At 72.2% G+C, this 12,778-nt stretch carries 13 protein-coding genes and 1 pseudogene; all 14 read right to left on the bottom strand.

Annotated elements, in window-relative coordinates; genetic code table 11:
- Nucleotides 1-166 precede the first annotated feature (166 nt).
- On the bottom strand, nt 167-3,751 hold the full coding sequence (locus VP06_RS03860) for a host specificity factor TipJ family phage tail protein (RefSeq protein WP_048462528.1): 3,585 nt from the start codon (nt 3,749-3,751) through the stop codon (nt 167-169).
- Nucleotides 3,748-4,152, bottom strand: coding sequence for an NlpC/P60 family protein (locus VP06_RS03855; RefSeq protein ID WP_048462527.1), 405 nt, complete (start codon nt 4,150-4,152; stop codon nt 3,748-3,750). The genes VP06_RS03860 and VP06_RS03855 overlap by 4 nt, the downstream gene beginning before the upstream one ends.
- Complete coding sequence (locus tag VP06_RS03850) at nt 4,152-4,655, bottom strand: hypothetical protein (RefSeq protein WP_048462526.1); 504 nt, start codon at nt 4,653-4,655, stop codon at nt 4,152-4,154. Before VP06_RS03850 ends, VP06_RS03855 begins: the two co-directional genes overlap by 1 nt.
- The gene (locus tag VP06_RS33605) at nt 4,652-5,122 is read right to left on the bottom strand and encodes a hypothetical protein (RefSeq protein WP_053081517.1); all 471 of its coding nucleotides are present in this window, start codon (nt 5,120-5,122) and stop codon (nt 4,652-4,654) included. The genes VP06_RS03850 and VP06_RS33605 overlap by 4 nt, the downstream gene beginning before the upstream one ends.
- The gene (locus VP06_RS38515) at nt 5,122-8,826 is read right to left on the bottom strand and encodes a phage tail length tape measure family protein (RefSeq protein ID WP_048462525.1); all 3,705 of its coding nucleotides are present in this window, start codon (nt 8,824-8,826) and stop codon (nt 5,122-5,124) included. The genes VP06_RS33605 and VP06_RS38515 overlap by 1 nt, the downstream gene beginning before the upstream one ends.
- On the bottom strand, nt 8,823-9,077 hold the full coding sequence (locus VP06_RS03835; protein WP_048462524.1) for a DUF1799 domain-containing protein: 255 nt from the start codon (nt 9,075-9,077) through the stop codon (nt 8,823-8,825). Before VP06_RS03835 ends, VP06_RS38515 begins: the two co-directional genes overlap by 4 nt.
- A gap of 107 nt (nt 9,078-9,184) precedes the next feature.
- Nucleotides 9,185-9,574, bottom strand: a complete 390-nt coding sequence (locus VP06_RS03830; RefSeq protein WP_048462523.1) for a hypothetical protein — start codon at nt 9,572-9,574, stop codon at nt 9,185-9,187.
- Between the two features lie 60 nt (nt 9,575-9,634).
- Entirely contained in the window at nt 9,635-10,564 is a 930-nt protein-coding gene (locus tag VP06_RS03825) for a phage tail tube protein (RefSeq protein ID WP_048462522.1), read from the bottom strand.
- A gap of 3 nt (nt 10,565-10,567) precedes the next feature.
- On the bottom strand, nt 10,568-10,756 hold the full coding sequence (locus tag VP06_RS03820) for a hypothetical protein (protein ID WP_048462521.1): 189 nt from the start codon (nt 10,754-10,756) through the stop codon (nt 10,568-10,570).
- A gap of 4 nt (nt 10,757-10,760) precedes the next feature.
- Entirely contained in the window at nt 10,761-11,183 is a 423-nt protein-coding gene (locus VP06_RS36990) for a phage tail terminator protein (RefSeq protein WP_048462520.1), read from the bottom strand.
- Nucleotides 11,180-11,803, bottom strand: coding sequence for a phage virion morphogenesis protein (locus tag VP06_RS03810; RefSeq protein ID WP_053081516.1), 624 nt, complete (start codon nt 11,801-11,803; stop codon nt 11,180-11,182). Before VP06_RS03810 ends, VP06_RS36990 begins: the two co-directional genes overlap by 4 nt.
- 58 nt (nt 11,804-11,861) lie before the next feature.
- Nucleotides 11,862-12,236, bottom strand: a pseudogene (locus VP06_RS38900) (gp436 family protein); the annotation flags it as partial.
- Complete coding sequence (locus tag VP06_RS03805; RefSeq protein WP_053081515.1) at nt 12,236-12,538, bottom strand: hypothetical protein; 303 nt, start codon at nt 12,536-12,538, stop codon at nt 12,236-12,238. The gene VP06_RS03805 and the pseudogene VP06_RS38900, both read right to left, overlap by 1 nt.
- The coding region (locus VP06_RS36985) for a hypothetical protein (RefSeq protein WP_048462519.1) at nt 12,535-12,778 on the bottom strand (244 nt) is incomplete at its 5' end. The genes VP06_RS03805 and VP06_RS36985, both read right to left, overlap by 4 nt.

Genomic DNA, 12,778 nt, shown 5'->3' with positions numbered 1-12,778 from the left:
GGGCCGGTGAGGGCTGCGACGGCGACGAGGTTGGACCAGTCGGCGACGTCGTCGCGCTTCCACTGGACGAAGCCGCCCGCGATCCGCAGCGCCGTGCCGGCGCCGGCGGAGCCGCGGAGCGCGGGGTTCGCCGCGATGACCTGTGCGATGTCGACGGTGCCAGCCATTACGCCACCCGTGTCCCGTAGCCGAATGCGAGGATGTCGAGGGTCCGCTCCACGGCGGTCCCGGCGCTGTTGAAGATCCGCAGGTCGGCGCCGTCGCCGCCGCGGTTGGTGACCGCCAGGCGGTCGCCCGACGAGAGGTCGAGGCCTGTGACCGCGAGGGTCGGCGTCCCCTGGAAGGCCGGCTGGAAGGCGACCCTCCGCCCGGCCGCCGGCACGGTCACTGCCGGGACGCCGAGCGTGCGCGCCTCGACCTCAGCCCGCAGCTGCACCAGCTCGACCACCGGCGAGATCCGGTCGGCGAGGCTCGCGAGGCGCACCCGCGCCGCGAGGCCGCGGGCCTGGACGTCGCCGGCGATGAAGCGCGCCCACTCGGTCCAGGTCGCAGCCGACGAGGCGGGATCGTCACGGGTGGTGCGCAGCTGGAGTTCCGCCGACCACCCCGACGGGTCGACGCCGTAGATGTCTGGCGCGCCGCCGCTGCCTGCGGTGAGATCGAGGCCGTGGGCGATGAGCGAGCCGGAGACCCGGACCAGGAACACGCCGCCGAGGTCGATCGTCTCGGCCGGCGCGTAGATCCCCGAGGCGACCACGCCGCCGGCGCCGTCGGCCGCCAGGCGCACGCCGCCGTCGGCCTCGACCGTCCCGGAATGCACGCCGCCGAACGGGGCGTAGTCGAACACCTCGCCGGCGGCGACGCCGGGGAGCGAGGCCGCGGTCAGCACCAGGGCGGTCGCGTCACTCGAGTAAACGCCGCCGCCGTTGACGTGCTTGGCGAGATAGGTGCCGGCCGCGTAGGGCACCGCGACGCTGGTGCCGTCGATCCTGCTGACCAGAAGGCTGGCGCTCTCCCAGGTCGCGCCGCTCGTGGCGGGGGTGTAGCGCAGCTCCGTGCGCGCCACGTCGCTCGCCGGCGCGCCCCACGAGAACAGCGCCTGGCCGGCGTAGACCTGTGCCGCGAGATCGGTCACCGGCGGCGGGGCCATCGACCACGACACGACCTGGAGCGTCGTCGTCGCCCAGCCCGAGGCGAGCGGCGAGCCTTCCACGAACACGGTGCGGACCCGGAACGCGGTCAGGCCGGGCGGCAGGTTCTGCCAGGTGTAGTGACGGTCCGTCGCCGGCACGCCGACGGGCAGGCCGTAATCGGCGCTTCCAGGCCCCTTTACGGCCACTTCAAAGCGGTCGACGAGCGGCCCGCCGACCGGGGTCTCCCAGAGCAGCGTCACCGTCGGCACGTAGCCGCCGGCCGCGCCGGTCGAGCCCTCGACGGCGCGCACGTTGATCGGCTGGCGCGTCGCCGGATCGGGCGTCACGGGCACGTCGACCACGTCGGGAGCAGCGCCCTGATCGGCGAGCGCGATCCCGGGCGCGTCGTCGACGAGGTGCAGCTCGGCGGACAGATCCTCGCCCGGCGAGATCTTCTTCACGCGCAAAACGACGGTCTCACGCTCGACCTCGCCGAACATCCACAGGTCGCCGGCGGCCGGCCGGGGCATGCCGTCGGTCCCGTTGGTGAGCGTGAGGTCGGAGACCGTGCCGGGCGCGGTCAGCACCCGCCAGACGATCGCCGTCTCGTCGGCGAGGCGGAACCGGATGCAGTAATCCTTGCCCGCCTCCATGGTCACTCTTTCGTCGAGGGCGACGAGGTCCCCGACGAGGGCCACGACGCGACCGGAGCCGAGGCCCCAGGCCGGGACGGGGTGGGTGACGCGGACCCGGTCGCCGCGGGTGCAGACCAGGTTCTCGATGTCGGCCGAGAGGAAGTAGTCTTCCGGCCTCAGGCGGATCTGCGCGTCGTGGTAGCGGCCGTGGCGCCAGCTGAGCGCGTGGTCGGTCTGGCCGGGGAACTCCAGTTCCTCGAACAGGGTCGCGTTCGCTGCGCTGTAGCCGTCGGCGTAGGCGATGATCTCGTCGTCGCGCCAGTCGCGATCCTTGTTCTTGAACTTGATCCGGTAGCCGTGCGGGAGCCGCCGGTAGGAGCGCTTCCCGCGGAAGGCCCACGAGTTGCGGGGCGTGAAGTGGGCGACGATCGGCGCGTCGGGAGCGTCCCACACCACGCTCCACATTCCGTCGCGGAACAGCACCGCGGCGCGGCCGGCCGAGGCGATGTCCTGGGCGGTGTCGAGCACCGATTGCCGCTCCGTGTGGAGCTTGTCGTACCGGTAGCCCCGCGGCGCGCACCAGGCGTGCCATTCCTGGATCGTCGTCCAGTCGATGCGCGCATCCGCGATCGGCCGGGCGTTGGCCGGACCCTGGAGCACGCGCACGAGCTGGTCGGCCGGGTTCGAGCTGACCGAGCTGTCGACCCACGCCGAGCCGTTCCAGGCCCGCAGGCGCCCGGTGCAGACGGCGTTGAGGTTGTCGACGATGCCGGAGATCTGCGAGGTGGCGCGGATCCGGAGCGCCGTGACCGTGACGGGCTTGCCGAAGGTGATGGGCGTGCCGGCCTTGTAGCTGCGCATCGCGGTCACGACGGTGGCGCTGATCAGCTTCGGGTTGCCCTCGGTATCCGGGGTCAGGCGGCGCCAGCGGATGTCGTACGTCCCGCTCTCGACCGGGCGGCGCACGGTGACGCGGATCGGCCGGTTCGAGGCCGCGGCCAGCGTCAGCGTCTGCACCGGCTGCCAGTCCTCGGCGTAGGCTACGCTCTGCTCGATCGCGATCTGGACCGTGAGCACGATCACGTCGCCGCTGGCCTTGGTCGCGGAGAGCCCGTTCGGGCAGCCGAAGTCGAGCGCCCACTCCGTGCAGTCGTCGGACGTCGTGCGGGTGGTCCAGCCGTCGACCTGCTTCACCTCGATGTTGAGGTCCCGCTGCACCACCGTCATCGGGTAGAGCGTCGGCTGCGGCCCGCCCGGGTGGACGTCGAAGGTCTCGACCTCGACGTCCCGGAACGTGTCGAGCGGCGTCTCGCCGAGCCGCAGCTTCGTGACGTCGATCGGCGCGTAGCCCCAGAGGTAGAGCAACCGCAGGATCTGGTTGTCGCCCTCGAACTCGCTGTAGGCGCTACCGGCGTAGCGGGGATAGACCCGCGTCGTGCCGTGGAGCATCGGGATCGGCTGGTAGGGCGTCGCCAGGTTCTGGTTGCCGGCGATCGAGTAGACCTGCCCCGTGTCCGCCTTCTTCGCGTTGACCGGGAACAGGGCGTTCAGCAGCAGGCCGGCCCCGACGGTGATCGCCGTCGTGACGAGGATGGTGCCGATCGTGCCGAGGATCGGGGTGAGGTAGGGCGCGACGAACGCGGTCAGGATCGCGACGGCCAGCATGGCGATCGCCCGGAACAGCCCGCCCGCCCCGCTGCCCGGGACGGCGCGCAGGACCACCACGGTCCTGGCCCGCGGGCGGACCGAGCGCCACAGAGCCTCGGGCACCGGATCGGCCCCGATCGAGACGCGAACGCTCCGCCGCATGCCGACCGGGCGGTGCGCGAGCGCGAGGTCCACGATCTCGGCGATCGACAGGCCGGCCGGCGCGGTCAGCGTCTCGCGGGACGGACTCGTCGGGTGGAGCGCGGCGATCACCGTGACGGCGTCGTCGGCGCCCAGCACCTCGCCGCACAGAGGCGCGCGGATCAGCGCCGTCATGCGAGCCCCCGGTAGCGGTAGATGCCCTCGATCCGCCGGCGGTAGCGCCCGGTCGAGATCGTCTCGATGACGCTCGTGCGCCCCTCGGGCACGTGGAGCATCAGGCCTGGCCGCACGAGCGTCCCGACATGCCAGGGCTGGTCGTAGAGGAGCACCAGGTCGAACGGGTCGCCGCCGGCGTGGACCGGCTCCCAGCGGCCCCGGCCGCCGTCGATCAGGTCCTGGATCGCGGCGCAGTCGGCCGGGCCCGCGTAGCCGTCGTCATGGCTCGGCAGCAGCACCCCGGTACCGATGAGACGCACCAGCCGATGCAGGCCCCAGCAGTCGCAGCCGCGCAGGTCCCGCCCGCGGTCGAGCCAGGGGATGCCGACGTAGTCCGAGAAGTCGAACGCGGCGGCCATCAGAACAGCCCCCGGAAGCCCGAGGGGGCGATGCTGTCGCAGGGATACGGTTCGGTCGCCATGGCGTCGATCGCCAGCCCCAGCGTCACCAGTTCCTCGTCGTAATCGGCGGAGACCAGGTCGAAGTCCGGCCACTCGATCTCGACGGTGTCCGGCTGGGTGCGCGACACGATCTCGACGGTCACGGCCGCCGGCTCCAGGGTCGACTGGAGCAGTTGGATCGTCTCGCGTCCGATGTTCGAGAGCTGGATCTCGAACGCCGGCGCCGTGCCGTCGGCATCCTCCGGCAGCGTGATCTGGTGCTCGATGTAATCGAACAGGATCCCGCGCGAGATCGTGCCGTAGCGCAGCGGATCGATCCCGAGGCAGTCGGTGGGGTGGCTCGTGAACCGGATCGGCTCCGGCAGGAGGTCATGCCGGATGGTCACGAGCGAGACGCCGTCCTCGTCGGCGCGCTCGGCCATGAGCTTCGCGCGGAAGGAGGCGGAGAGGCGCCGGCTCATGACACCCTCGCGATGACCGGGATGCCGTCGGCGATGACGTAGGCGCCGCCCATGGTCACGTAGGCGTAGCCGGCCGGGAGCACCGGCAAGCCCGGCTCGATCGTGCCGGTCCAGAGCTTGTCGAGCGCGAGGGCGAGGATCCAGTTGTCGCCGTGATCCGGGACCGAGGACGGCATGTCCTCGCCGATCTTGACGAGGATCGGCAGGCCGCCGAGCGGATCGGGCATCAGGAACGGCAGCGTGCCGCCGGCGAGATCCTGATCCAGGAACGCGTCGAAGCGGCGGAGCTGCGCCCTCGTCACCTTGAGCTTCGCGGTGAAGGGGTCGACGATCGCGCGCGAGCGCAGGCGCTCCTTGCCCGGGCCGGTGGTGGTCTTCGAGCGCAGGCGCCCGTCGCCGCGGGTGCGCTGGAACCCCTCGCGCTCGAAGTGCTTCGGCAGTTCGTCGGGCCAGAACGGGATCGCCATCAGCGCTTCACCAGGCTGCGCGAGAGGCCCCAGCCGCTCTGCATCATCCGGCCGGTGCGCGAGCCCGGCTTCTCCATCAGGCCGGCCACGGCCTCGTCCAGGTACGTGTCGATCCGGGTGCCGCCGCGCTCCGTCTTCGAGGTCTTGGTGGTCTTCGACACCCCGACGTTGTCGTGGATGTGGAATTCCGGCGGACCGGCGGGTGCCGCCGCGGCGTCACCCACGGCCCCGCGCCGCTCGACCTCGTCGCGCCGGGCCATAACTGGGGCCGGCATTCCCACGAGGCCGCCCTCGGCGAACATCGGGAGGCGGTTGTCGTTGAGGGCGTGGAGCAGCGGCAGGTTACGGGCGGTCGCGGCTGCGTTCATGACGAACTCGCCGTTCGAGACGCGCGCCAGGATGCTGTCCGAGGTGCCGGTCCCGGGGCCGCGGATGTGGCCGCCGGTGGCCGCAGCCACGGTCGCGGCCGGCGCGCCGGCGGCCCCGCCGCCGCCGAACAGGCTGGACAGCATGCCGAGCAACCCGCCGCCGCCGGAGCCGCCGAGCGAATTGCCGACCTGGGTCAGGCCCTGGCTGGTCTGGGTCAGGGGTCCGGGGAGCGCCGCGAGGTCGGTGCCGAGCGACGCCACGCCCTGCGACGCGGCCTGGGCGGAGGTGTTGACCTGCTGGAGCGAGGCGTCGAGGCCGGTGGCGACCGGAGCGGCTGCGGTGGCCGCGGGCGCCGCCGGCGGCAGCGCGGCGTTGAACTTGTCGACGTAGCCGTTGCCGGTCGTTCCGAGCACGTCCCGGGCAGCCCCGCCCTGGGCGAGCGGGCGGCCGGTGAACCACACGCTCGCCGCGTCGTTCGCGTTGCCGTACTTCGAGACAGAGGCCCCGAATTGCTTGGCGAAGACGGCATCCTGGGCGGCCTTGTCGCCCAGGAATTCCTGGGGCGACATGCTCTTGCCGAGCGCATCCTTCGTCCAGGACGGGATATTCGAGCCCATGACCTGGTAGGCGCCATACGCTCTATCGCCCGACTTCGTGATGGGGCCCAGCGCGTCGTAACGGCCGGCCGCGCTGCCGCTCTCGACCGTACGGATGGCCTTGGCGTACCGCTCCAGGTCCGACGAGGCGCCACCGGTAAGGCCGGTCGCGACCGAGGCGGCCGACGGCGCGTTGCCGTTGGCGGCGGTCAGCCCCGGGATCCCGGAGACCGGGCCGGTGACGTTGACGATGCCGGCGGTGATGTCGGCCGAGGGCAGGCCGGCCGCCTTGCCGAAGATGCTGGCGATGCCGTCGCCGAAGAGCCCGCCGCCGGCCTTGCCGTCCTGGCCGAGCAAGGTGTTGACGAGCGGCCCCGAGACGGTGCGGTCGAAGACGCGGCTCGCGAGCCCGCTGATCGAGCTGGTGATCCCGTCGAGGGGGTTCTTCCCCTGGCTCACGTCCGAGAAGATGCCGGTGAGCCCGCCGCGGATGCCGCCGCGCACGTCGTCGAGGCCGCCGATCACCTCGCGCTGGCGGCGCAGCAAGTCTTCCTGCGCTGCCGCCACCTTGCCGGCCGAGGCGGCGTAGGCGTCGATGCCCCGCTTCAGGTCGGCGGTGACCGGGACGCCCTGCGCGGTGTAGCGGTTGATCAGCTCCTGCGCAGCAGCCATACGGGCGGCGGCCTCGGTCGAGGCGCCGAAGGCGAGCTGCTGATTGCGCAGGGCCGCGACCTGCTCCGCCAGGCCGCGGTTGGCATCGCGCAAGGGGCCGCCGATCGCCTCGGCGTCGATCGCCCGGCGCTCGGCCGCCTGCGCCGCCCGGTTGTTCGCCAGGGCCTCGGGGCTGCCCTGATCCTCGCGGTTCTGGCGCCGGTACTTCGCCTCAAGGTCCGCCTGCTGGCGCTGGTAGGGCAGCAAGCCGGCCGAGGCGGCGTTGTCGTTGGCGGTGCGCAGGCGGTCCTGGCTGTCGCGGTTCGTCTGCGCCAGGACGGCCTGGCGCGCCGCCTCGATACGCTGGCGGCGATCATCCTCGCTGATGGCCTGGCCGGCCAGCGCCAGGCGCTCCCGCTCGGCCGCGACCGCTGCCTTCTCGGCCGCGGTCCTCGCCTCGATCGAGCGGATGGTCAGGCTCTCGGAGGCGCGCGCCCGCTCCTGCGCCGACATGAAGGTCTTGAGGCCGCCTTCGGCAGCAGCGACCGCGTCGGTGAGCTGCCCGCGCGCCGCGGCCGACATGCCCGACAGCGCGTCCAGGTCGCCCTGTGCCGCCTTCAGGGTCTTGTAGCGGGTCTCAAGCTGTTCGAGCGCGCCGATCTCGGGCTGCGTCGCCCGCACTGCGGCCTCGGCAGTCTGCGAGCGCTCGGCGGCGAGCTTGCGGGCGGCGGAGGCCTCTGCGGTCCGCTTCTCGCGCTCCGCAAGCTCCTCTTCCTTCCTGATCTCGGCTTCTTTGGCCTTGATCGCCTCGCCGTTCTGCGGCGCGGCGCGCGCGGCCCGCAGGCGCATCTGATCCTGCGTTAGACCACCGAACAGTCCCGTCGTCGGGGATGGCTGCGTCTGAGCCCCCCGGAGCTGGTTCAGATCCTCCCGAGCCTTATCCAGGCGCTGCTGGGCCGTCGTCGGCATGAACGGCCGAGCAACCGCGGCGCCTGCCCGCTCCGCCTGGTTCGCCACCCATTCCCAGGCGCGGCCCCATAGGCTCGTCTTCTCGGCCGCCTTCTCCAGGTCAGGGCCGAACGCCAGGACGATCTGTCGGACCGCCTCCTGCCGGCTGCCCTGTTCGATCAGGGTCCGGATGTAGTTCTGGGTTCCGGCGTTGAGCCCGCCCACGATCTCGTTAAGCGCCTGCGCACCCTTGATCGGGTCCGCGAACATCTTGGCGAGATCGCCGCCGGCATCCCGGATGCTCTTGCCGGTGAGCTTGGCGAGCCCGGGCGCCAGGTCCGTGACACCCTGGATCTGCGAGACGTCGACCCGGCCGGTGGCGGCGATCTGCGCCGCGACGTCGCGCGCATCGCCCCGGCCGATCCTGCCGCCGGCGGCCGACGCCTCCGCGATGCGGTTGATGTCGGCCACCGTGGCGCGCGACATCGCGCCGATGCCCATCAGCCCGGTCTTGATCTCGTCCTGCGACCGGGTCCAGCTCACGCCGAGATAGGCGAGCGTGCCGGCGAGCCCGACGAACCCGGCCGTCACCAAGCGCACCGGGGTCAGGATCTCCATCGCCCGGGTCGCGACCGCCTTCAGGCCGCCGGCGACGCCGCCCGGTGCATCGGCCAGCACCTGCACCACCTGGCCGCCCTGCTGCGCCAGGATCTGAGTGATCGGCAGGCCGCCCGCGAACGACGTCGCGATGTCGTTGGCCTGGAAGCCGAGGTTCTTCCACTGGTCGGCCCGCAAGGTCGGCCGGCCGCCGTTGTCGTTGACGGGTGCGCCGGCAGCCTGAGGCGAGCGGGGTGGCACCACCGGCCCGGCGCTCGGCATGGCCTGTGCGCCGGGTGGCGCCGCACCGGCCGCCCCACCGCCGACGAACCGGCCGGAGGCATCGCGAACACGGCCGGCGCTGGCCGCGACTGCCTCCACGCTGGTCTGCGTCGTATCGGCCGCCCGACCAAGCGCCGCCATCTCGGCGGTTGCGGAGGCGCTGGCCGCGCCGACGCTCTTCACGGCAGCCGACGCCGCCACCGCGCTCTGCTGGAGCGAGCTGGCGTCGCCCGTGATCCTGACCGCGAGCTGGAGCGTCATCCGACCACCTCGTTGAGGATCGGGAGGGCTGCGGCCTCCATCAGCATGAGGTCGGCAAACACGGCGCTCGCGTCGGTGCCGGGCGGCAGGAGGTGGCGCATCACGACCTCGGCGCCCGGATAGTCGAGGCCGAGATGCACGACCGCCTTGCCGGCGACGAGAACCCGCCATTGCGAGCCGAGCGCACGGAACACGCTGAAGGCGAGCCAGTGGTCATCCCAGACCTCGATCGGAGCGTCGCCGGCATCCACCTCGGGGCCGGCCTGGACCGCGACGCCGAGCGCCGCGAATTGCGCGATTGCCTCGGCGTCGAGCCGCCCCGCGGTCTCGGGGTCGGCCCGGCCGGTCCAGACGTGCGCTAATGCACGCGCGGCGCGGCGGAGTTTCCCAGGCGGGCCTCACCGCCGGTCACGGCCTCTTCGTAGGCGCGCAGGATCCCGTCGCGGAACCACGGAAACTGGAGCTGCTGCTCCAGCAGCTCGCGCGAGAAAGGAACGTCGGTCTTGTCCTCGGCGACCACGTCGCGCCAGCCCACGGCGACCTGGTGGATGAAGTCGAACATCCGCGCCGCCTGCTCGTCCTCGGGAAGAGCGTTGCGTTCCTCGTCGATCCGCCGCGCCTCGTCCTGGGGCAGCGCCCGGAACTGCATGTCGAAGGTGTGCTTCTCCTGCCGCCCGGCCTCGGTCGGATGCGGGATCGAGACCGTGACCGGCCACCAGAACAGGCGCTGCGAGGCGACGACGAACATGACAAAGGCTCCCGTGAACAGGCGTTGAAGGCGGGTTGAAGGGGCGGCTCGCGCCGCCGGTCAGCGGACGCGGATGACGATCTCGTCGTCGCCGGCGACCGGGCAGACCACGAGCGGCAGGCTCGTGTTGGTGATGCCCTGGGTGTTGCCGTAGGTCGGCTGGCCGATCTGCACCGCGGCAGCCGCGATCTCGACGATGTTGCCGGCGACCGTGCCGTGCTGGCAGGTCATTGCGCCGACGACGGAGCTGCGGGCGATCGTGTACCAGTCCTTCGTCGCGATGCTCACCGCCTCGATCACCGTCGTGCCCGAGACCTTCCGGTCGACGATCTCGATGCTCTCCGAGCCGATCAGCATGCGCGGCTCGACCTGGTTGCCGAGGTCGATCGACAGGCTCTCCATCACGGCCTGGAGACCGTGGAGGCTGAAGGTCGTGTTGGTCTTCGACGCCACCAGCGGCTTCTGGAACGCCGTGAGGGTCTGGGTCGGCAGCGGCGTGTCGGTGACCGGCCCCAGCAGGCCCGACAGCGTGAACCGGTAGCGCGGGATCCCGTTCGGCGCGATCGTCATGGTGACCGTGCCGCGCGCCCCCACGAGCGCGTGGTTCACCCCATCCATGTTGGCGTAGAGCGTCAGGGCTTCCGCGTTCTTCGAGACCGGGAAGTATTCGACCTTCTGTCCGGCCGTGACCACCTCGGCGAGCCCGCAGGCGCGCAGGAGCGGCCCGTAGCCGGGCGTGGTCCCGGCGGCGCCGGCGCCGGCGATCTCGACCGACATCTCCACCCGGGCGTAGGTCGCGGCGAGCACGAAGCCCTGATCACCGAAGTACGGCATCAGGAGATCGCGGCTGACGCGCTGCCCCTCGAGCGGCGTCACGGAGACGTCGGAGACCACGATCGCGTTCGCGGCGCCGGTCGGCGCGGCGTCGACGGCGTAGCTGTTCTCGACCTTCGCCAGGATGGCGAGCTTGCGGAAGTACCTGCGCGCCACGGTTCACGCCTCCGGGTGGTGGGTGGTGGGGGCGTCGGCCGGCGCCGGATCGGGAGCGGCCGGCAGGGTCGGCACCTCCGGCGCCGGGTCGACCTCGACGACGCGGTGGCCGTCGGGCTGTTCGGTGCCGCCGGTCCGCGTCACGGCTCCGGTCTCGTCGGCGGCGTAGCTGCCGCCCTCTCGCACGGGCATGGTCTCAAGCCTCCAGGTAGGTCGCGGTGGCGAAGGTCAGCTCCCACCACACGAGCCCGTCCCGGGCGCGCACCATGCGCCCGCCGACGTATGTCAGGACGTCCTCGGCCGACGGCGGCTGCCAGCCGAGAAGCTGCGCCTTCGTCCACGCCTTGAGCGCTTCGACGTCGCCGGCCGCGGCGCCGCCCAGGGCGTCGGACACGTTCTGGGTGACCAGCACGACGGAGACGTCCATCTCGACGCGCTGGAGCACGCCGGTCGCCCGGGAGTTCTCGGCCGCCGCTTCCTCGGCGACGAACACGTAGCCGGCGGGCGTCGCGAGAGGCTTCGCGGTGCCGATCGCCGCGAGGGCGGCGGCGCCGTCGACGAGGCGCAGCGGGGTCTGCGGCGCCGTCTTCAGCCGGCCGATGGTCTCCGGCACGATCACGGCGCACCCTCCACCCCGGCCGGGGCCAGGTCGTCGCCGATGATCGCCAGGATCTCGGCCTGATCGTCGGCGCTGATGCCGAGATAGGGACGGGCCGGGATCCGGATCGTATGGGCCGGCACCGTGAAGGTCTTGGTGTGGGCGCTCTTCGCCCGGGTGCTCGCCTTCGCGAACCGGAGCTTCGAGCCGACGCGCCGGCCGTCGGCCGCGGTCGCCGCGCCCTGCGTCGCGATCCGGAAGGTCGCCGTGGCCTGCCGCTCCGGGATCGGGATATCGCCGCCGAACTGGTGGGGAGCGGCGTAGACCACGTTGGTGCCGACCTCGACCGCACCGGCATCGGCCACGTAGGTCAGGCTGGAATAGAGCCGGTTGGTGTCGCGCAGGAGCCACGGCGGCTTGCGGCGCGCCGGCATGCTCTTCAGGGTCGACGGGGCGAACGGCGCCCACGGCTGCCCGTCCGGCCCGGACTGCGTCTCGAACCGGCGCTGCGCGGAGAACAGCAGCGCCGCGCCGATCGCCTCCATGGTCGGGCTCAGGTCCCGGCCGGTATCGGCCAGGCGCTGGAGGCCCGCCGCGACCTCGACGTCCTGGACCTCGATCCGGATGCTCGCGCCGGTCATCTAGAACCCCCGCAAGCTGTCGCGGGTGAACACGGGGGGGGGAGACCCGGACGCGCCCGGCCGAGCCCGGCGCCGGGGCCGGCGCGGCTCCGCCGTCGTCGAGCTTCACCCGGCCGAGCGAGACGTCCCGCAGCCAGGCCACCGCCTCGCCGTAGGCGCGCGCGACGGCGCCGTCCTTCTCGGCGCTCTCACCGCGCAGGTAGTAGCGGGCGATGTCGCAGGCGAGCTTGACGAGGTTCGCGGGCGTCGAGGCGAGCGGCAGCGCGTAGACCTTGCCCAGGTACCCGTCGATCAGGCCCGACGCGTCGTCGAGCGCGCGGCCGAGGACCGCATCGTCGATTGTCGTGGGCGGGATCGAGACGCGGTCGGTGAGCTGGATCAGCTCCTGCTCACCGAACCGGGTCACGAGGTCGGATTTCTGGGCGTAGGGCATCAGTCCCTCTCGTCGACGAGATCATCCGAGGCGCCGAGGTACCGCTCCGGGCGGTACTCGACCGGACGGACCGGACGCGGATCGGCCATGGTTTTCGCCAGATCGCGGGCGACCTCCTCGGTCACCGGGCGGAGCGCGTAGATCGAGGTGCAGCCGTAGAACTCGGTCGCCTCGCCATCGCCGGCCGGCACGTCGATCCGCAGGAGCTTGCCGCCGAAGGCCTCGACCTCCCTGACGCGGCCGACGCGGCGGCGGTGGCCCATCAGCTCCAGGACCGCCCACCCCTCGAACGGGCCGCTCATCGCAGGCCCGACACGATCAGCATCGGGTCGGTGCGCAGATGCTCCAGCTCGCGGAGCGTGAAGTCCTGCGACCGGCGGAGCGTCGGCGCCGCGGGGTGGATGTCGCCAGCGCGCCGGCGGCCGTCCTGGCGGCTCGTCACCACCAGGTCGTAGCCGGCATCCACGTAGGCGCCGAGCACCGCGCGATCGGCAGGGAACGGCGCGGCGTAGCGCCGGGCGTCGCCGCCGGCCAGGCCGGCG

This window comes from Methylobacterium aquaticum (assembly GCF_001043915.1).
GTDB classification, from domain to species: Bacteria; Pseudomonadota; Alphaproteobacteria; order Rhizobiales; family Beijerinckiaceae; genus Methylobacterium; species Methylobacterium aquaticum.
This window is presented reverse-complemented; position numbering and strand designations above follow the sequence as displayed.

Excerpts from the sequence above, each read along its gene's own strand:
- VP06_RS03810 (WP_053081516.1), bottom strand. The coding sequence starts at position 11,803 with ATGACCGGCGCGAGCATCCGGATCGAGGTCCAGGACGTCGAGGTCGCG.
- VP06_RS03850 (WP_048462526.1), bottom strand. The coding sequence starts at position 4,655 with ATGAGCCGGCGCCTCTCCGCCTCCTTCCGCGCGAAGCTCATGGCCGAG.
- VP06_RS33605 (WP_053081517.1), bottom strand. The coding sequence starts at position 5,122 with ATGGCGATCCCGTTCTGGCCCGACGAACTGCCGAAGCACTTCGAGCGC.
- VP06_RS03820 (WP_048462521.1), bottom strand. The coding sequence starts at position 10,756 with ATGCCCGTGCGAGAGGGCGGCAGCTACGCCGCCGACGAGACCGGAGCC.
- VP06_RS03830 (WP_048462523.1), bottom strand. The coding sequence starts at position 9,574 with ATGTTCGTCGTCGCCTCGCAGCGCCTGTTCTGGTGGCCGGTCACGGTC.
- VP06_RS03860 (WP_048462528.1), bottom strand. The coding sequence starts at position 3,751 with ATGACGGCGCTGATCCGCGCGCCTCTGTGCGGCGAGGTGCTGGGCGCC.
- VP06_RS03805 (WP_053081515.1), bottom strand. The coding sequence starts at position 12,538 with ATGAGCGGCCCGTTCGAGGGGTGGGCGGTCCTGGAGCTGATGGGCCAC.
- VP06_RS38515 (WP_048462525.1), bottom strand. The coding sequence starts at position 8,826 with ATGACGCTCCAGCTCGCGGTCAGGATCACGGGCGACGCCAGCTCGCTC.
- VP06_RS03855 (WP_048462527.1), bottom strand. The coding sequence starts at position 4,152 with ATGGCCGCCGCGTTCGACTTCTCGGACTACGTCGGCATCCCCTGGCTC.